At 71.5% G+C, this 18,023-nt stretch carries 18 protein-coding genes and 1 pseudogene; 10 read left to right on the forward strand and 9 right to left on the reverse strand.

All coding sequences use genetic code 11. The features are described from left to right. Positions 1-4 precede the first annotated feature (4 nt). Positions 5-613: a DJ-1/PfpI family protein gene (locus tag ACIP9H_RS23195; RefSeq protein WP_401960534.1), complete on the reverse strand. Its 609-nt coding sequence runs from the start codon at positions 611-613 to the stop codon at positions 5-7. A gap of 387 nt (positions 614-1,000) precedes the next feature. Between ACIP9H_RS23195 and ACIP9H_RS23200 the strand changes: the two genes are divergently transcribed. From ACIP9H_RS23200 to ACIP9H_RS23210, 3 genes are read left to right on the forward strand one after another with little or no spacing between them, the layout of a single operon-like run. Further along, positions 1,001-1,951: a 3-hydroxyacyl-CoA dehydrogenase NAD-binding domain-containing protein gene (locus tag ACIP9H_RS23200; protein ID WP_401586455.1), complete on the forward strand. Its 951-nt coding sequence runs from the start codon at positions 1,001-1,003 to the stop codon at positions 1,949-1,951. Between the two features lies 1 nt (position 1,952). After that, positions 1,953-3,167, forward strand: a complete 1,215-nt coding sequence (locus ACIP9H_RS23205; protein ID WP_401586453.1) for an acyl-CoA dehydrogenase family protein — start codon at positions 1,953-1,955, stop codon at positions 3,165-3,167. A 5-nt stretch (positions 3,168-3,172) separates the two neighbouring features. Beyond that, positions 3,173-4,405 (forward strand): CaiB/BaiF CoA transferase family protein, encoded by a 1,233-nt coding sequence (locus ACIP9H_RS23210; RefSeq protein ID WP_401586450.1) that lies wholly within the window; start codon positions 3,173-3,175, stop codon positions 4,403-4,405. An 86-nt stretch (positions 4,406-4,491) separates the two neighbouring features. Here the strand turns inward: ACIP9H_RS23210 and ACIP9H_RS23215 are convergent, their stop codons facing one another. Continuing rightward, positions 4,492-5,196 carry a DUF6461 domain-containing protein gene (locus ACIP9H_RS23215; RefSeq protein WP_401586447.1) on the reverse strand — a complete coding sequence of 235 codons (705 nt, stop codon included), beginning with the start codon at positions 5,194-5,196 and terminating at the stop codon, positions 4,492-4,494. A 124-nt stretch (positions 5,197-5,320) separates the two neighbouring features. Between ACIP9H_RS23215 and ACIP9H_RS23220 the strand changes: the two genes are divergently transcribed. The 3 genes and pseudogenes from ACIP9H_RS23220 to ACIP9H_RS23230 all read left to right on the forward strand — a co-directional run bounded on the left by ACIP9H_RS23220 (position 5,321) and on the right by ACIP9H_RS23230 (position 7,031). Continuing rightward, the gene (locus ACIP9H_RS23220) at positions 5,321-6,010 is read left to right on the forward strand and encodes a hypothetical protein (RefSeq protein ID WP_401586445.1); all 690 of its coding nucleotides are present in this window, start codon (positions 5,321-5,323) and stop codon (positions 6,008-6,010) included. Between the two features lie 65 nt (positions 6,011-6,075). Then, positions 6,076-6,351, forward strand: a pseudogene (locus ACIP9H_RS23225) (hypothetical protein); the annotation flags it as partial. A 428-nt stretch (positions 6,352-6,779) separates the two neighbouring features. Beyond that, positions 6,780-7,031 (forward strand): hypothetical protein, encoded by a 252-nt coding sequence (locus ACIP9H_RS23230; protein WP_401586443.1) that lies wholly within the window; start codon positions 6,780-6,782, stop codon positions 7,029-7,031. 45 nt (positions 7,032-7,076) lie between these two features. Here the strand turns inward: ACIP9H_RS23230 and ACIP9H_RS23235 are convergent, their stop codons facing one another. Further along, positions 7,077-7,844, reverse strand: coding sequence for a crotonase/enoyl-CoA hydratase family protein (locus ACIP9H_RS23235; protein WP_401586441.1), 768 nt, complete (start codon positions 7,842-7,844; stop codon positions 7,077-7,079). A 37-nt stretch (positions 7,845-7,881) separates the two neighbouring features. Further along, positions 7,882-8,790, reverse strand: coding sequence for a LysR family transcriptional regulator (locus tag ACIP9H_RS23240; protein WP_401586438.1), 909 nt, complete (start codon positions 8,788-8,790; stop codon positions 7,882-7,884). Between the two features lie 239 nt (positions 8,791-9,029). Between ACIP9H_RS23240 and ACIP9H_RS23245 the strand changes: the two genes are divergently transcribed. Further along, positions 9,030-11,102: a SpoIIE family protein phosphatase gene (locus ACIP9H_RS23245; RefSeq protein WP_401586436.1), complete on the forward strand. Its 2,073-nt coding sequence runs from the start codon at positions 9,030-9,032 to the stop codon at positions 11,100-11,102. Here the strand turns inward: ACIP9H_RS23245 and ACIP9H_RS23250 are convergent. Continuing rightward, complete coding sequence (locus ACIP9H_RS23250; protein ID WP_401586433.1) at positions 11,099-11,485, reverse strand: VOC family protein; 387 nt, start codon at positions 11,483-11,485, stop codon at positions 11,099-11,101. The genes ACIP9H_RS23245 and ACIP9H_RS23250 overlap by 4 nt on opposite strands. Before the next feature lie 74 nt (positions 11,486-11,559). On the opposite strand from ACIP9H_RS23250, the gene ACIP9H_RS23255 reads away from it, so the two are divergent. Next, entirely contained in the window at positions 11,560-12,441 is an 882-nt protein-coding gene (locus tag ACIP9H_RS23255; protein WP_401586430.1) for a hypothetical protein, read from the forward strand. Positions 12,442-12,478: 37 nt separating this feature from the next. Further along, positions 12,479-13,024: a GNAT family N-acetyltransferase gene (locus ACIP9H_RS23260; protein ID WP_401586428.1), complete on the forward strand. Its 546-nt coding sequence runs from the start codon at positions 12,479-12,481 to the stop codon at positions 13,022-13,024. A 17-nt stretch (positions 13,025-13,041) separates the two neighbouring features. On the opposite strand, the gene ACIP9H_RS23265 is transcribed toward ACIP9H_RS23260, so the two are convergent. The 4 genes from ACIP9H_RS23265 to ACIP9H_RS23280 form a co-directional block, all read right to left on the reverse strand. Beyond that, positions 13,042-13,794: an amino acid ABC transporter ATP-binding protein gene (locus ACIP9H_RS23265; RefSeq protein ID WP_401586425.1), complete on the reverse strand. Its 753-nt coding sequence runs from the start codon at positions 13,792-13,794 to the stop codon at positions 13,042-13,044. Then, positions 13,791-14,666 carry an amino acid ABC transporter permease gene (locus ACIP9H_RS23270; RefSeq protein WP_401586525.1) on the reverse strand — a complete coding sequence of 292 codons (876 nt, stop codon included), beginning with the start codon at positions 14,664-14,666 and terminating at the stop codon, positions 13,791-13,793. Before ACIP9H_RS23270 ends, ACIP9H_RS23265 begins: the two co-directional genes overlap by 4 nt. A 2-nt stretch (positions 14,667-14,668) precedes the next feature. Further along, positions 14,669-15,577 (reverse strand): ABC transporter substrate-binding protein, encoded by a 909-nt coding sequence (locus ACIP9H_RS23275; RefSeq protein WP_401586423.1) that lies wholly within the window; start codon positions 15,575-15,577, stop codon positions 14,669-14,671. Between the two features lie 90 nt (positions 15,578-15,667). Beyond that, positions 15,668-16,363: a glycerophosphodiester phosphodiesterase gene (locus tag ACIP9H_RS23280; RefSeq protein ID WP_401586420.1), complete on the reverse strand. Its 696-nt coding sequence runs from the start codon at positions 16,361-16,363 to the stop codon at positions 15,668-15,670. Positions 16,364-16,592: 229 nt separating this feature from the next. On the opposite strand from ACIP9H_RS23280, the gene ACIP9H_RS23285 reads away from it, so the two are divergent. Further along, positions 16,593-18,011 carry a DUF6421 family protein gene (locus ACIP9H_RS23285; RefSeq protein WP_401586418.1) on the forward strand — a complete coding sequence of 473 codons (1,419 nt, stop codon included), beginning with the start codon at positions 16,593-16,595 and terminating at the stop codon, positions 18,009-18,011. Positions 18,012-18,023 lie beyond the last annotated feature (12 nt).

An 18,023-nucleotide genomic window follows, 5' to 3' on the forward strand; every position in this document is an offset into this window, starting at 1 on the left:
TCGGTCAGCGAAGGGCCGCCTCGCCCGCCCGGACGGTCCGCAGGGCGCGCTCGACGGTCTCCTCGCTCTCGCCGACCGGAGCCACGTAGCCGATGACGTCCCGGACGGCGCTCTCCCCGAGCGCCCTGCCGATCACCCAGGTGGCGAGGTACTGCGACGCCAGGCACCCGCCGGCCGTGGCGATGTTCCCCTCGGCGTGGAAGGGCACGTCCAGCACGGTGACGCCCATGGCCTCCGCGAACGGCCGGGTCTTCATGTCCGTGCACACCGGCATGCCACCCAGCAGGCCGAGCTGCGCGAGCACCAGCGCGCCCGAGCACTGCGAACCGACGAGCTGACGGGACGGGTCCAGTGGGAGCATGGAGAGAAGCCGGTCGTCGGCGGCCACTTCGCGCGCCTTCACCCCGCTGCCGATCAGCACGACGTCGGCATCGGCCACGAAGTCCAGGGAGCGCTGACCGCTCACCTCGACGCCGTTCATCGAGGTGACGACGGGCGTCGGTGTCGTGATGAAGGCCTCCAGGCCGTCCTTGCGGCACCGGTTGATCAACGCGGAGGCGATGAAACTGTCGAGTTCGTTGAACCCGTCGAAGGTGACCACGGCTACCTGCATCACAACTCCTCCTGTACGGCAGGCGTCCAGCCTCATGCGGCACGCCGGCCCCGGTCGAGAGCCAATCGGCGGCCGGTGGCCCGTGCGGCACCGGGCGGAACGCCGGTTGCGCGGGAATCCGAGCGGTGCAGTGGAATTCCCGGGGGAAATCCCATTTCCCGCGCCCCGATTCAAGGAAAGTGTCGCCCGGTAAATTCCGCGGTGGTGTGACCGCTGCGGTCATGTCGCTTTTTCCGGTTCGATAATTCCGTTGCGCTGCCGTTCTCCCTAGCGTTGCGGACGAGACGAGAAAACGCGCAGAGCGCAACCGGGAGACGGTGCCGGAATCCGGCCGACCTCACGTTCGCCTGCGGATCCGGTCTTCGACCACCTGAAGGAGGACGGGTGATGACACGCCCCTTCCGTACCGCCGCCGTGATCGGCGCGGGAACCATCGGACTGTCCTGGACAGCGCTGTTCGCCGCGCACGGCCTCACCGTTCACGTCAGCGATCCCCGCCCCGACCTGCGGGAGGCCACCGACGAGGCGCTTTCCGAATTCGCCCCGCACCTGGCGGCACAGGGCCTGGAGACCGACGGTCTCGCCGACCGCGTGCACCTCGCGGCCGACATCACCGAAGCCGTCCGGGACGCGGACATCGTGCAGGAGAACGGGCCCGAGCGCCTCGAATTCAAGAAGGACCTGTTCGCCCGGCTGATCCGGGAGACCCCCGGGCACGCGCTGCTCCTGAGCTCGTCGTCGGCGATCCCGGCGACCGCCTTCACCGCGGAACTCGACGACGCCGGACGCGTCCTCGTCGGACACCCCTTCAACCCGCCCCACCTGGTGCCGCTCGTCGAGGTCGTACCCGGTGAACGCACCACGGAGGAGGCCGTGCGGACGGCTGTCGCCTTCTACACCTCCGTCGGCCGCGCCCCCGTGGTCGAACGCCGCGAGATGCCCGGCTTTGTCGGCAACCGGCTCCAGAGCGCGCTCAGCCGCGAGGCCGTCTACCTCGTCCAGCAGGGCGTGGTGTCCCCGGAGGACCTGGACACCGTCGTCACCCACTCGCTCGGCCTGCGCTGGGCCACGGTCGGGCCGTTCCTCGGATCGCACCTGGGCGGCGGCCCCGGCGGCTACCGCCACATGAGCGAGCACATCGGCCAGTCCATGCAGCAACTGGACCTCGGACAGCCCTCGCAGGACCCGCAGGACCGGGAGCGCGTCATCGAGGCGGTGGAGAAGGCCTACGCCGGCACCCCGTACACCGAGCTCGCCGAGGCCCGCGACCGCAAGCAACTTGCCGTCCTGGCCGCCCTGGACGACGTCCGCCGTACACAGCACGACAAGGAGAACTGACATGACCACCAACGCCACGCCCCTCACCCAGGTGGACGACCAGTTGGAGGCCGACTTCTACATGTACCAGTCGCTGCTGTCCGGCGAGGAGCTCGAGATCCTGCTCGGGGCCCGCGCGTTCCTGAGCAAGGAGATCAAGCCGCTGGTCAACGAGTACTGGGCCAAGGCCGAATTCCCCGTCGAGTACATCGAGAAGTTCCGGAGCAGCGGACTGGCCGCGCTGCCCTACGAGGGCTACGGCGAGCACAAGCAGGCCGTCAGCCACCTGCTCAGCGGGATGGTCGCCGTGGAACTCGGCCGCGTCGACGCCTCGACCGCCACCTTCTTCGGCGTCCACAACGGCCTCGGCTTCTACTCCGTCTACTACGGCGGCGACCAGGAGCAGCGCGACAGGTTCCTGCCCCCCATGGCCACGATGGAGAAGATCGGCGCGTTCGCGCTGACCGAGCCGCTCGGCGGTTCCGACGTCTCCGGCGGCATGCGCACCACCGCCAGGCGCGAGGGCGACACCTGGGTCATCAACGGCGCGAAGAAGTGGATCGGCAACGCCACCTTCGCCGACTACACCGTGGTCTTCGCCCGTGACGTCGACGACAACAAGGTCAAGGCCTTCGTCGTCGAGAAGGGCACCCCCGGCTTCTCGCCGGCGAAGATCGAGGGCAAGATCGCGCTGCGGATCGTGCAGAACGCCGAGATCACCCTGACCGACTGCCGGGTGCCGGAGGCGAACCGGCTGAAGAACATGAGGGGCTTCCGGGACGTCGGCGAGATCCTGCGCCGCACCCGCGGCGGCGTGGCATGGCAGTCGCTGGGCGTCATGATCGGCGCCTACGAGCTCGCACTCGAGTACGCCAAGCAGCGTGTCGCCTTCGGCCGCCCGATCGCCGGGTTCCAGTTGATGCAGGACCTCCTGGTCAAGAGCCTGGGCAACATCACCGCCTGCTGGGGCATGCTGGTGCAGCTCGCCCGGCTCCAGGACGCGGGCGTGTACCGCGACGAGCAGTCCGCGCTCGCCAAGGAGTACGTCGCGGCCCGTATGCGCGAGGTCGTCTCCTGGTGCCGCGAGCTCTTCGGCGGCAACGGCATTCTCCTCGACTACGACATCGCCCGGTTCTTCGCCGACGCCGAGGCCCTGTACTCCTACGAGGGCACCCACCAGATGCAGACCCTCATCGTCGGCAAGTCCATCACCGGCCACAGTGCCTTCGTGGGGTGACGGCGATGACCGAGGAATCCGTCTTCACCGGCCTGAAGGTCCTCGACGCGGCGACCTACATCGCGGGACCGGCCGCGGCCGCCGTGCTCTCCGACTTCGGAGCGGACGTCATCAAGATCGAACCCCCGGGGAAGGGCGACCCGCAGCGGCTCCTCAGCTCCGTCCCGCCCAGCCCCATGGCGCAGGCCAACTACAGCTGGCACCTCGCCAACCGCAACAAGCGCGGCATGGTGCTCGACCTGAAGTCCCCCGCGACCCTCGAGGTGCTCAAGCGCCTCGTCCGGTGGGCCGACGTGGTCATCACCAACTTCCCGCACGGCACCCGGGAGAAGCTGCACCTCGGCTACGAGGAGGTCTCGGGCTGGAACCCGAGGGTCGTCTACGCCGACCTCACCGGCTTCGGGGACACCGGCCCCGACGCCCGGCAGCCGGGCTTCGACCTGACCGCCTTCTGGTCGCGCAGCGGACTGCTGGCTTCCACCCGGGACGCGGGCAGCCCGCCGACGGTGCCGGTGTGGGGCAGCGGCGACTACTCGTCGGCGATCGCCGTGTACGCGGCGATCGCGACCGCCCTGTACCGCCGCGAGCGGACCGGACTCGGGGCCGACGTCGGGACGTCACTGCTCGCCACGGGCGTCTGGGCCACCGGAACGCTCATCGCCGGCGCCCTCGCCGACGGCACACCGTTCGAGCTGCACGACCGCACCGTGCCGGCGAACGCGCTGTCCAACCCCTACCGGACCGCGGACGACCGCTGGATCATGCTGGCGACCTCCTCCGTGCACTGGCCCGCACTGTCGCGGGCCCTCGGGCGCCCCGAACTGGTGGAGGACCCGCGCTTCTCCGACCGCGAGGGCTTCGCCAAGAACGCCGCCGCCCTCAGCGAGCTGCTCGACGCCGAGTTCCGCTCACGGCCGTTCGACGACTGGAAGGCCGCGCTGGCCCGCGAACGCATCAACTACAGCCTCATCCAGACACCCGAAGAGGCCGCGCAGGACCCGCAGTTGCGGGCGAACGACATCGTCGTCCCGCTGGAAGGGGTCATCGGCCTCGACTACACCGTCAGCAGCCCCGTCAACCTCCGGGGGGTACCGAAGGTGACGGCGAAGCGGGCGCCCGACCTGGGCGAGCACAACGAGGAGATCCTCAGCCAGCTCGGATTCGATCCCTCCGAGATCACAGCGCTGCGCGAGCGGGGGGCGATCCCCGAGACGGTGCAGACGCAGCCGACGCGATGAGCGCGCCCCGGTGTCCGACGCACGTGCGAGGACACCGGGCCCCGTCAACCGGGTCAGGGAGCCGGCGCGGAAGGCCCGCGGCGTTGTCACGGGTGACTTCCCTGGGCGCCGGGGACGTCGACGACGACGGCGGTCCACTCCTCGGCGGGCTCCTCGGGTACGTGCCCGAGGCGGTACTCGGCGTCCCGGAGCAGTCGCTCCGTCAGGCGGACCCCGGTCAGCCGCTCCGCGAGGGCGAAGGCCGCCGCCTTGATGTCGACGCGCCCGTCCGTCTCCTCGTCCTCCCTCGACACCGCGAAGCCGACCTCGCGCATCAACGGGACCAGGTCGTCGGGGGTACTGCCGGTCCTGACCGCGGGCCACTCGAAGGTGGTCCGGAGTTCCCCGTCCTCGTACCAGTGGAAGAAATGCATGGGCTTGCCGCCGTTGCTGGAGTGCACCACGGCGCGTCCACCCACCGACAGGGCCTCCAGGAAGCGGGACTGCATCCCCATGCCCCCTTCGCCAAGGCTCAGGACGAGCGTCCAGTCGCCGTCATCGCCCGGGACGGTGAACGCGCCGGCGACGAAGGAGTCGTCCCAGTCGTCCTCGGGGTCGCGCAGCTCGTCCTGCTCCTCGATCAGGGCGTCCGCTCCTGTACAGAGCCCCAAGGGGGCAGCCCCCATCACCCGCAGCACGTCGGCCGCGGCGACGCCCCGCGCCAGGGTCAGGGTGTACCCGACGTCCATCCCGCAGAGGAACCACGGAACGGAACGTATCCAGGCATAGTCTCGTGCGGTCACCGGAGTCATGCACCGCAGTCTGCCCGCCGCCACGGACAAGCCCGCTGAATGATCATGACGACTGCTACCGTGACCGCCCGGAACGTGGGAACGGGGGCGGCGCCCCCGGTGAGGTGGCGAGGGGGAACCCGCGGTGCGGGATCTGGTACGTCAACTGGCCGTCTCCGCGGCTTTGGTGGCGACGGTGGGGGTGTCCGCCGCGTGCGGCGGCAGCCCGAAGGCCGGGGCGGCCGTGGACGAGAAGCCCCTGACCAAGGCCGAGTTGACCAAGGCGCTGCTGCGGAACGCGGACGTGCCGGGACTGGCGGTCGACATCGGGCCGGGGCTGCCGCTGTTCGACCCGGACGACATCGTGACGGCGACGCCCGCCGCGTGCCAGCCGATCGCCGACACGATGAGCGTCCGTCCCCGCCACGCCCGCCGGGCGCAGGTGTGGGAGACGCTGGACATGCCCGGGACCGGCGGGACGGCCTCGGGGAGCGTGGCACTGAGCAGCCACGCCGAGGACGAGGCCCGGGCTTGGATTGCAGACCTGAAGACGGCGCTGCCCAAGTGCGGCCACTTCAGCGCCACGTCGGCCGCCGGCTGGACCTACGGGTTCGACGTGCGGCAGGTCCCCGCACCGGCGGAGGGCGACGACGCGGTGTCGTACCTGATCACCAACACCATCGCCCCGGACGGCAAGGGCAACGTCGAATCCGTCGTCCGCACCGGCGGCACCTTGTCCGAATTCCTGCTCCCCCAAGGCAACGGCGAACCTGCCTCCGTCCCCGAAGCACTCGCGCGCAAGCAGCACGAACGACTGCGCGCCGTCCGCGGGTGAGGGGCGGCGTGCGCACCGGGGGGACCGGGAGGGTGCCGCCCGGATTCCACAGGCTTCGGGAGCGCGTGCGGGAGCTGACGGACGAGCGCCGATACGCTGATGCGTACCGCTTCCTCACGGAAGAGGGGCCCCGGTTCCCCGACCGCGAGTCGGATGTCTACTACCTCCGGTCCTGTGCGGCCGCGCGGGTGGGCGAAGCGGCTCTCGCTGTCGCGCTCATCCGGGAGGCCCTGGACCGGGGCCACTGGTACGGGGAGGTGCTCCTGCGCCGCACACCGTCCTGGAGGCCGTTGCAGGGGACCGCCGGCTTCGAGGAGGCGGCGGTCGTGAGCGCCGCTCGACAGCGGGCAGCCTGCGTGCCGGCACGCAGCCTCGTCGTGGGACAGGGGGCCGTGGCGGGGCCTCACCGTGCCGTCGTCACCCTGCACGGCAACGGTGAGAGCACGCGCGAGGCGGTGCGCGGCTGGCAAGGGGTCGTGCAGGACGGCCGGTTGCTGGTGGCGGTCCAGTCGTCGCAGTGGATCGCGCGGAACAGCGCTGTGTGGGACGACGAAGACATCGCGCTGCGCGATGTGCGCGGGCAGTACGCGGCACTGACAGCCGAACGCGAGCTGGACATGGACCACCTGATCGTCGCCGGGTTCTCGATGGGTGCCGAAACCGCACTGCGTGCGGCGCTCGACGGGACCGTTCCCGCGCGCGGTTTCGTGCTGCTCGCAATGGCCGGTCCGCGTACGGCCCGTCCGGAGGCAGGTTGCCGTTGCTCGAGATGCGGCGTCGCAGCGGCATTCCGCTGCGGGGCTACCTCATGGTCGGCGCGACGGATGACGGTGGTGTGCGATGCGAGAAGCTGCGCCGGCTCGCGGACTTCCTCACCTCCCACGGGGTCCCCAGCGAGCTGGAGGTCCTGCCAGGACTCGGCCACACCTACCCCGAGGACTGTCTTCCCGGCATCAGGCGGGCACTTGCCTTCGTCGATCCCGACGCTCAAGAGCCCCGGGCGACCACGTCCTCGTCCTGACGGGCGGGCGCCTCCGGCCGCGGCTCGAGGGGGCATCAGGACGACTCACTTCCCGGTCCACCGCGGCGGCCGGCGTTCCGCGAAGGCGGTCATGCCCTCGCGTACGTCGGCGGAGGCCATCAGGGTGGCCATGTGCTCGCGCTGCACGGCGAACGCCTCCGCCTCCGGTGTGCCGTTGGCGGCGCGGGTGAGGGCCTTCACCGCGGCCAGGGCGAGCGGGGCGTTCCGGGCGATGCGTTCGGCGAGTTCGAGGGCGACCGTGACCGCCTTGCCGGGCGGGGTGACCCGGTTGGCCAGGCCGAGTTCGCCCGCGCGGTCGCCGCTGATCGGTTCGCCGGTGAGCAGCATTTCCATGGCCAGGTGGTACGGGATGCGCTGGGGCAGCCGGATCACACCGCCGCCCGCCGCGATGAGGCCGCGCGTGACCTCGGGCAGGCCGAACTTCGCGTCCTCGGCGGCGACGACGAGGTCGCAGGCGAGGGCGAGTTCGAAGCCGCCGCCGAGGGCGTAGCCCTCCACCGCGGCGATGAGCGGCTTGGTGAGCGCGGCCTCCGTCAGGCCGCCGAAACCGCGGCCCGGGACGGTGGGCGACTCGCCCTTCAAGGCTGCCTTGAGGTCCATTCCGGAGCTGAAGGTGCCCCCGGCCCCGGTCAGTACACCCACGCGCAGTTCGGCGCCGGCCTCCAGTTCGTCCAGCGCCGCGGCCAGCCCGGCGGCCACCGCCGCGTTCACCGAATTGCGCGCCTGCGGGCGGTCGATGGTGATCAGCAGGGCCGAACCGGCCTGTTGGACGAGGACTTCGCTGGTGGTCATCGCTGCTCCTCCGGTCGTGTTCGGGGTCCCGCCCGGTTCAGACGTGGAGCGGTTCGGCGAAGATCTCCCGGGCCGCGTCGACGAGTTCGTCCAGGTCGCCGCCGGAGGCCCGGTCGCGGCGCCAGACCAGCACGGTTTCCAGGCGGCGCTCGAAGTCCGTGAACGGCAGGACCCGTGTGTTCTTCCTCGCGTACCCGTGCAGCGGGCTTTCCGCGTCGAGCAGGGAGAAGTAGAAAGCCATCCCGCCGGAGACGATCTCGGCGATGCCCGAGTAGTCGGTGTCGGTGAGGTCGATGCGTTTCCTGACCCCCCGTTCGGACATCTCCCGGTCGAGCTCGTCGAAGTACGCGGGCCGGCCCTCCTTGGGGGCGACGATGAAGCTGAGGTCCGCCAGTTCGGTCAGGGCCACGGAGTCCCGGCCGGTGAACCGGTCCGCGGGCACCACCGCTCCCAGCCTCTCCGACATCACGGGCAGCAGGTCGAGGGCCGGGTCGGTCACCGGCAGCCGCACCAGTGCGAGCGCGAGCCTGCCCTCGCCGACGCCGGCGATCAGCGCCCTGGAGGAGCCGGGCCAGCACCTCAGCTCGTACGTCTCGCGGACCCGCTCGCAGAGCGTGTCGGCGAGGTCCCGCACCCGGGGGTGCACCCCGAGGGGTATGCCGACGAACATGGTGCTGCGTCCCGGCGCGCCGGCCTCGCGCAGCCGCCACGGAACGGAATTGATCTGCTCCAGCACGTCCCGCGCGATCGGCAGCAGCGCCTCTCCGGCCGGCGTGAGGGTGACGCTGTGCGTGTCGCGTTCGAACAGCCGGTGGTCCACTTCGTGCTCGAGGTCCTTGATCCGCTGGCTCAGCGGTGACGTGGCCATGTGCAGTCGACGTGCCGCCGCCGAGAAGTTCAGCTCCTCCGCCACGGCCACGAAGTACCGCAAATGGAATATTTCCACCCTTTTACGTTACCCGCCGGGGCGCCGCCGCCTCACGGGCACCGGGACGGGCGAGCGGGGGTGGGGGCGTCCGGTGCGGGGCAGGGACAAGGTGTACGACCGATTCGGCGTGCGCGCCGATCACGAGCGCAAGCGCCGCTCCCCACGGAGGGGTCGCCCCGGCGGCCCTCCTCGTGCAAACGGCTTCGGCGCGAGGGACTGCCGCAAGGTCCCGCCCTCGGCCATGGGAGGTGTCCCGCGTGCAAGCAGTCCGGGACAACAAGAGCTTCGCGGTTCTCCTGCTGAGTGTTGTGCTGATCACCAGCCTGAGAGTGGGGCTGGCCATGGCCGGAACGCAGGTCATGGGGATCGCGGAGTACGCGGTGCTGATACCCGTCGTGGCGAGCGCGCTGCTGTCGGTGCGACGGACGTTGATCGTGGGCGTGTTCAACCTGGCCGCCGGCGTCGCCGTCTACGGAGTCCTCATCCAGGACATGGGCCCCACCAGCCGGATCACGACGCTCACGGCGCTGGCCGCCTCGTTGGGCATCAGCCTGGTCGTCTGCCGGATCCGGGTCGCGGGGGAGCGGCGGTTCCGGCGCCTGGTGATCGCCCGCGAGCGCCTCGAACTGCTCAGTGAGGCCAGCGCCCGGGTCGGCAGCACCCTGGACGCGCCCAGAACCGCGGAGGAACTGGCCGAGGTCGCGGTGTGCGGCGGTTTCGCGGACCACGCCAGCGTGGACCTCTTCGACTGCGTGCTCCAGGGCGAGGAACCCGCTACCGGACCGGAGAAGGACGACGTCGTTCTCCGCCGCGCCGCCCAGTCCGGTTCGGCCGCGCCCCCGGGATGCGTACGGACCGGCGACGTCGTCGTCCGCCGGGAGGGAACGGAGCCCGTCCTCGACCTGATGACGGCCAACCCCGTGATGACGGAGATCAGCGGCACCGCCGGCGCCCGCGCGTCCGCGGCCGGTCCGGGCGGGGCCGACACGAACGCGCCGCACTCGGCGTTGATGGTCCCCCTGCGCGCCCGCGGCGTGACCCTCGGTGCCGCGCTGTTCACACGCTCCCGCAACCGCGAGCCCTTCGACGCCGACGACCTGCTGCTGGCCCAGGAGATCGGCGCGCGAGCCGCCGTCTGCGTGGACAACGCCCGCCGCTACACCCGTGAGCGCAACACGTCCCTGGCGCTCCAGCGCAGCCTCCTGCCGCGGGTGGTGGCACGGCAGTCGGCGGTGGAGGCCGCCACACGCTACGTGCCCGCGGGACTGCGCGCCGGAGTGGGCGGCGACTGGTACGACGTCATCCCGCTCTCGGGGGCCCGGGTCGCCCTTGTGGTCGGCGACGTGGTCGGCCACGGGGTGCAGGCCTCGGCGACGATGGGGCGGCTGCGTGCCGCGGTGCGCACGCTCGCGGACGTCGACCTGCCGCCCGACGAACTGCTCACCCACCTCGACGACGTCGTCACCCGTTTCCGGGAGGAGATGGGCCGGGCCCAGGACGGGACCTGCGATCCGCGAGCGGACGCCGGGGGGATCGTGGCGACCTGCCTGTACATGGTCTACGACCCGGTCTCGCGCCAGTGCGTCGCCGCACGCGCCGGCCACCCGCCGCCCGCCGTGATCGGCCGGGGATCGGACGCCCAGTACCTCGACATCCCCGCCGGCCCTCCGCTGGGTGTGGGCGGACTCCCCTTCGAGACCGCCGAACTGCGCCTGCCCGAGGGCACCCTCCTCGCCCTCTACACGGACGGCCTCATCGAGTCCCCCGGACGCAGTCTGGACGAAGGGCTCGAACGCCTCCAGAAGGCCCTGTCGGAGCCGATGCCCTCCCTGGAGGACATGTGCGACCACGTCCTGAACACCCAGGTCGACGCCTGCTGCCGGGACGACGTCGCCCTCGTCATCGCCCGCACCCGTGAGTTCGACGCGACGCACGCCGCCGCCTGGGAGCTGACGGGGGACCTCGCCGACGTCGGGCACGCCCGGGACCTCGCCGCGTCCCGGCTGGCCGGCTGGGACCTCGAGGACGTCGCCTTCACCGCGGAAATGGTCGTCAGCGAACTGGTCACCAACGCCATCCGCTACGGCACGGGTCCCGTCCACCTGCGCCTCATCCGGCAGGACAACCTGATCTGCGAGGTGTCCGACGGCAGCAACACCGCCCCCCACCTCCGCCGGGCCCGGATGTTCGACGAGGGCGGGCGGGGGCTGTTCATTGTCTCGCAGCTCGCCGAACGCTGGGGCACCAGGCAGCGCCCCGACGGAAAGACCATCTGGGCCGAGATCGGCCTCCCGCGCCCGCCCGCTCCGGCCCCGGTGGGGGCGGGCTAGGGCCGGTACCTGATCGGATGGTCCTCCGGCACCTCCACCACGCAGATGCGCACGCCGTCCGGATCCTCGACCCACATCTCGACCAGGCCCCACGGCTCCTGCCGCGGCTCCCGCACCACCGGGACGCCGCGCGCGGCCAGCTCGGCGTGGGTCCGTGCCACGTCCGGTACCTGGAGCCAGAGCTGCAGCCCCGGCGCGGGCGGCCCGTCGGCGTGCCCCGAGACCTCCAGGAACCCGCCGCCGAGGAAGAACACCGTGCCGCGGGTCTCGTGGGGACCGAACTCCCGGTAGACCGCCAGCCCGAGATCGTCCCGGTAGAAGGTGCGCGAACGCTCCAGATCGGTGGGCCGCAGCAGGATCCGGCTGCTCAGTACGTTCACCATGGGCGCGAACGTACCCACGAGCACCCGGGAAATCCGCGTGACACGTCGGACCGCCGTCCGGCACGCTGCCCCGCATGACGCACCGTCCCGCGTGGATCGCCCCGCTGTACCGCACGTGCCGCCGGTGCGGTGCCGAGGCCCGCTACGAGGCGGGCGGGATCGTCCTCGACGGCGTCGTCCACTGGAGCGTCGACGGCGGATGCGCGGCCTGCGGGGCGACGGCGACGGAGTGCGGACGCGGAGAGGTCCCGGGGCACGTGCGGGAGGCACTGATCGCCGCCCACGGCGAGACGGTGCTGCGCGCCGAGCCGCGGCCCGGCGGCTCCCGGGCGGCCGCGCTCAAGACCGTCCGCGAGCTGTTCGGCGTACCGCTCTCCGAGGTCCGCTCCCGCCTGCGCGCCCTTGCGGAGGGCGGCGTGAAGGGCACCGAGGTGGAGTCGAGGCTGCTCGCCGCCCGCCTGGAGGACGCCGGGTTCACCGTGTCCCTCCGGGTCCAGGAACCACCCCCGCGGAACGACCGCCTCCCGCCGAACCCCGCCGCCGACGGTTACGCCCGGTGGCCCGCCAACGCGGCCGCCCTGGGCCGGCCCGTCATCACCCGGGCTCCCTTCCGGGCCGGGGAGGCCGAGGCGGTCGCCATGTTCGAGGCGGTGGAGGGGCCGGACCTGCCCCGGGTGGAACTGGTACCTGGCAGCCTCGCGGAGGAACTGCGCGATCCCCTGGCGCGCTATCTGGCCGGGGGCAGCATCATCGTCATCGCCGTGAGCTTTGCGTGGGATCCCCTCGCGAGCGATCCGTACGACACCATCCGTCCCGGGCTGGCGACCGACGGCACCTGGACCTGGGACCTGGCCTGGGAGCACTGGGTGCGGGTGCACGGCTGCGCGCCGCCCGCGGAGTTCACCGAGCACGCGCGGGCCCGGGGTTTCGTGCCGCCGCCCGAGGAGACCGGCTAGCCTCGGGTCGAGCCGCCGCACCCGAGAGGACCCCGCCATGGAGAGCGCACCGCCCGTCGTCAGCCCCGTGTTCCGCACCGCCACCTCCGCCGATGTGCCGGCCCTGGTCGCGCTGGTCGAGTCGGCGTACCGCGGCGACGCGAGCCGGGCCGGCTGGACGACGGAAGCGGACCTCCTGGAGGGCCAGCGGACCGACCCCGAGGGGGTCTCGGCGGTCGTCGGCGGCGAGCGCAGCCGGATGCTGGTGGCCGAGTCGGACGGCGCGGTCGTGGCCTGCTGCCAGCTGGAGAACCGGGACGGGCACGCCTACTTCGGCATGTTCGCCGTCCGCCCGGGCCTGCAGGGCGGCGGGCTCGGCAGGACCGTGCTGGCCGAGGCGGAGCGCTTCGCGCGTGAGGAGTGGGGCGCCGACGCGATGCACATGACCGTGATCACCCAGCGCGAGGAACTGATCGCCTGGTACGTGCGCCGCGGTTACGAGCGCACCGGCTCCATCAGCCCCTTCCCGTACGGCGACGCCCGTTTCGGCCTGCCCACCCGTGACGACCTGGCCTTCGAGCTGCTGGTGAAGAAGCTGGGCTGAGCACGGCCGGCGGCGGCTCAGAGCCGCCCCGCCTCGACGATCCGGGACAGGAAGCGCCGGGTGCGCTCCTGCTCGGGAGCGCCGAAGACCCGCTCGGGCGTGCCCTGTTCCAGAACGATGCCGCCGTCCAGGAAGCACACCTGGTCGGCGACGTCGCGGGCGAAGCCCATCTCGTGCGTGGCGATCAGCATCGTCATCCCCTCGTCCTTGAGGTCGCGCACGACGCCGAGCACCTCCCCGACGAGTTCGGGGTCGAGCGCGGCGGTGATCTCGTCGAGCAGGAGCAGCCGGGGCCTGCCGGCCAGCGCGCGGGCGATCGCCACGCGCTGCTGCTGTCCGCCGCTGAGCCGGTCCGGGTACTCGCGCGCCTTGCCGTCCAGCCCGAGCCTGGCCAGCAGCTCGTGGGCCCGCGCCTCCGCCTCCGCGCGGGCCACGCGGTGCACCCGGCGCGGCGCGAGGGTGATGTTGTCCAGCACGGTCATGTGCGGGAAGAGGTTGTACGCCTGGAAGACCACGCCGATGCGCCGCCGCACCGTGTCCGGGTCGACGCCGGGGTGGGTGATCTCCTCGCCGTCCAGGAAGATCGCGCCGTCGTCGATCTCCTCCAGGAGGTTGGCGCAGCGCAGCAGGGTGGACTTGCCGGAGCCGGACGCGCCGATCAGGACGGTGACGCTGTGCGGCGCCACCTCCAGGCCGACGTCACGCAGCACCGGGGTCCCGCCGAAGGTCTTGCGCACGGACTCCAGCCGCAGCACGGGTGCGCCGGTCATACGGTTCCTCCTTGCGACTCGCGGCGGTTCATCCGCGCGGTGACCCAGTCGGTGAAGCGCGTCATCGGGATGGTGAGCGCGACGAACACGAGCCCCGCGACGATGTACGGGGTGTAGTTGAAGCTCCGGCCGGCGATGATCTGCGCCGCGTAGACGGCGTCGACGACCCCGGCGATGGAGACCAGGCCCGTGTCCTTCTGCAGGGACACCAGGTCGTTGAGGAGTGCGGGTACGACACGCCGTACGGCCTGCGGGAGCACGACGTACCGGAGGGTCTGCGCGCCGCTCAGCCCGAGGGAGCGCGCGGCCGCCCGCTGGCTGGGGTGGACGCTCTCGATGCCGGCCCGGAAGACCTCGGCCACGTACGCGGAGTAGGTGAGCACCAGGCCGGCGCCGCCGAGTACCACCGGGTCGGTGGGCACTCCCTGGAGACGCAGGGCCGGGACGCCGTAGATCACCGTCAGCAGGCAGATGATCAGCGGCAGCCCCCGGAAGAAGTCGACGTAGGCCACGGCCAGCGCGCGCAGGGGGAAGAGCACGGGTCCGCGCAGGGTGCGGGCGACGGCCAGCAGCAGTCCGACGACGAGCACGATCGCGCCGCACACGACCAGCAGCCGCAGGTTGAGCAGCAGCCCGTCGAGGACCTTGGGCAGTGCCTCGCGCGCGTAGTGGCCGCTCAGGAAGGTCTCCCGCACCCGGGGCCAGCCGGGGGAGCGGGTGACGGCGAGGTACAGCAGCACGGCCGTGACGAGGGTGCTGGCGGTGGCGATGCCCGCGGAACGGCGGGTCCGGAGGCGTTTGTGGCGTTCGCGCGCGATCCGCCGCTGCGACGGCGTGTACGGGTGCGCGTCCTTGTGGACGCTCTCGCCCAGGGTCACTTGAGAACCGGGGCGTCGACCGCGTCGGACAGCCACTGCTGCTCGAGCTTCGCCAGCGTGCCGTCGGACCGCAGGACGTCGACCGCGCGGCTGACACAGGGGGTGAGCGGGCTGCCCTTGTCCAGCACGAGCCCAAACTGCTCCGGCGTGCCGCCGGTGGTGTCGAACTGGCCGACGATCCGGGCGTCCTCCAGTTCGGCGGACGTGATGTAGAAGGCGGTGGGCAGGTCGAGGACGATGGCGTCCACCTGGCCGTTCTTGAGCGCGCTGACCGCGAGGTCGTTCTTCTGGTAGACGGCCGCGGCGGCGGTGGGCCTGATCCGGTCGTTGATGACGTCGAGGCTCGTGGTGCCGATCTGGGCGCCCAGCTTGACCTTCTTCAGTGCCGCGACGGTCGTGGCGGACGCGGCCGGGGAGCCCTTGAGGGCGATGACGGCCTGACGGACGTCGTAGTAGCCGGAGGAGAAGTCGACGGCCTTGCGGCGCTCGTCGGTGATCGAGATCTGGTTGAGGTCGAAGTCGAAGGTCTTGGCGCCGGGCGCGAAGGCGTTGTTGAAGGCGACCGGCTGCCACGTGACGGCTGCCTGGTCGTAGCCGAGCTGCCGGGCCACCGCGTAGGCGACCGCCGACTCGTACCCCTTGCCGTTGGCCGGTTCGTTGTCCTCGAACCAGGGGGCGTAGGCCGGATTGTCGGTGCCGATCGTCAGTTTGCCCGTGGTCCGGGTGCGCAGCGCGGACGGCGAGCACGAGGCGGCGGCCGGTGCGGATCCCGGGGGCCCGGACGTGGCCGCCCCGGTGCCGCCCGGGGCGGAGTCCTCCTGCGGCGCGCACGCCGCCGCGGTGAGGACGAGGACGGAGACGGCCGCCGCGGCGGCGAGGCGCGAGGACGCGGGAGCGTGAGGCATGGCGGGACCTTGGCACCGCCGGGCGGGCACTGTCCACGCCAAAACGCGGCGATCCCGTATGCCGGACGATTGTGTCCGGCGTGTTGCCGGCTACCAGTCCGTGAGGCCGGTGTCGACCGCGCGCTTGACCTCGGGGACGTCGGTGACCGCGCCGTCCAGGCCGAGGGCATGGGCGAGGGCGAGTTCGCGCGGGGTGTTGACCGTCCAGGCGATCACGGAGAGGCCGGCGCGGTGGCACTCCTGGACCAGGGCGAGGCTGATGCGCCGCAGGCTGAGGCTGACGAGGCGGGCGCCGACGGCCTGGGCCCGGGGGATGATCTCGGAGCCCATCGGGCCCTCGGCGACCAGGACGGTGCGGGCTTCCGGCAGGCGCTCGTGGATCTCGGCGAGGGCCGCGTCGTGGAAGGACAGCACGTCGACCCGCTCGACCAGGTCGCGCTCGCGCAGGACGTCCGCGAGGACGCGTGCGGCGGCGACGTCCTTGATCTCGGCCTGGATGGGCCTGGAGACCGCGTCGACGACCTCCTCGAAGACCGGCACGCGCTCACCGCGGCCCGCGTCGAGGCCGCGCAGCTCGGCCAGGGTGAGGTCGCTGACGAAACCGGAGCCGTCGGTGGTGCGGTCGACCTTCTCGTCGTGCATGACGATCAGGGCGCCGTCCTTGCTCAGGTGCAGGTCGAGCTCGATCTGGTCCAGTCCCTCGCGCTCGGCGCGGACGAAGGAGCGGAGGGTGTTCTCGGGCTCGACGCCCATGACACCGCGGTGACCGACGGTGAAGAAGCTCAAGACGGATCGCTTCCGGTGCTGGTGCTTGCGCAGGGCCGACGTACACCGGGCAGCCTAGCGGGCCCTTGCGGCGGCGGGCCGAACGCCGGGTGAACGGCGCGCCCGCCCACAGGAAGAATCGCGGTGATGTTGGCCTTGTGCGGAAGATTTTCCTCCGGCTCCCCTTGAATGGAAGAAGCAGGCCTATATACGGTGGCCATACAAGAGGTTCTTCTGTGAAGGAGGGGTCATGACGGAAATCCTGTCGCCGGCGACGGCGTCGAACGACAGCACGGGCACCAGCGGGACCGGTGCATCCGGCGGCGGTGTTGTCCGGCACCCGGCCTGGGCGGTCCTGAAGCGGGCGGTGGAGGAGATCCGCCCCTGGCAGCTCAAGGACGGCTCCATCGACTTCTCCGCGCAGGACGCGCCGCAGCGCGCGGTCGTCGACAGCGCGCTGGACCGCGTGGTCCGCGCCGTGGAGGACCTCTCCCCGCTGCTCCCGCACGACACGGCCTACCACCAGGCCCTGGTCAAGGACCTGCGGCGCTGGTCCGACGGCGGCTACGCGGTCCCCGACTTCCTGGACTCCCTGCTCGCCTTCCACCCCGCCGCCGAGCGCACCGACGGCCTGGAGCACCTCGTGGTGTTCCCGATGTACACCCAGAACGGCAACCCGGACCGCAATCTGGAGGCCGTCGCGCTGCGCGTGGTGTGGCCGGAGTGGCTGTCCGAGCTGGAGCGCACCCGCTACGACAACCCGCTGTTCGTGCCGATCACCTTCGAGGACTTCACGCCCGGGTACGACACGAACTCCGCGGTGCTCTTCCCCGAGACCGTCGCCGTGCGCGAGGCCCCCGAGCGCTTCACCTGGGGCGGCATCTTCTGCGACCGCGAGGCCGCGCGCTTCCGCGCCGTGAGCCGCGCCGCCGTGGACACCCTCGGCGTGGCGCTGCCCGAGGACGCCGAGGAACTGCTGGCGGACCAGGACCTCAGCCAGCAGACCTTCGTGCTGTGGGACATGATCCACGACCGCACCCACAGCCACGGCGACCTGCCCTTCGACCCCTTCATGATCAAGCAGCGCCAGCCGTTCTGGATGTACGGCCTGGAGGAGCTGCGCTGCGACCTCACGACCTTCAAGGAGGCCGTGAAGCTGGAGGCCGAGGGCCACGGCATGGGCCGTTACGTCCAGTACGCGATCCTCTTCGACCGGCTCTTCCGCTTCCCGGTCACCGGCGACCGCGTCCGCAACTACGACGGGCTCGGCGGCCAGCTGCTCTTCGCCTACCTGCACAAGCACGACGCCGTGCGCTGGACGGACAACAAGCTCCGCATCGACTGGGAGCGCGCCCCCCAGGTGACCAACCAGCTCTGCGGCGAGATCGAGCAGCTGTACCGGGACGGCATCGACCGCCCCAAGCTCGTCCACTGGTTCGCCGCCTACGACCTCGTCTCCGGCTACCTGTCCCCGCACCCCGGCTCGGTGTGGGCCAAGGGCCCGGACGCCCTCGACCTCGGCCTGCCGCCGCGCAAGCTCGTGGACGAGGTGCTGGCCGACGAGTTCCCGCTCAGCATGTTCTACGAGGCCCTGGCCAAGAAGCTCCGTGATGTGATCGCCTCGACCAAGGGCATCACCGCCCACGGCACGGGCCGGGTGGCCGCGTGACCCATGCAGCGA

It is taken from the genome of Streptomyces sp. NPDC088732 (assembly GCF_044751205.1).
Lineage (GTDB): Bacteria > Actinomycetota > Actinomycetes > Streptomycetales > Streptomycetaceae > Actinacidiphila.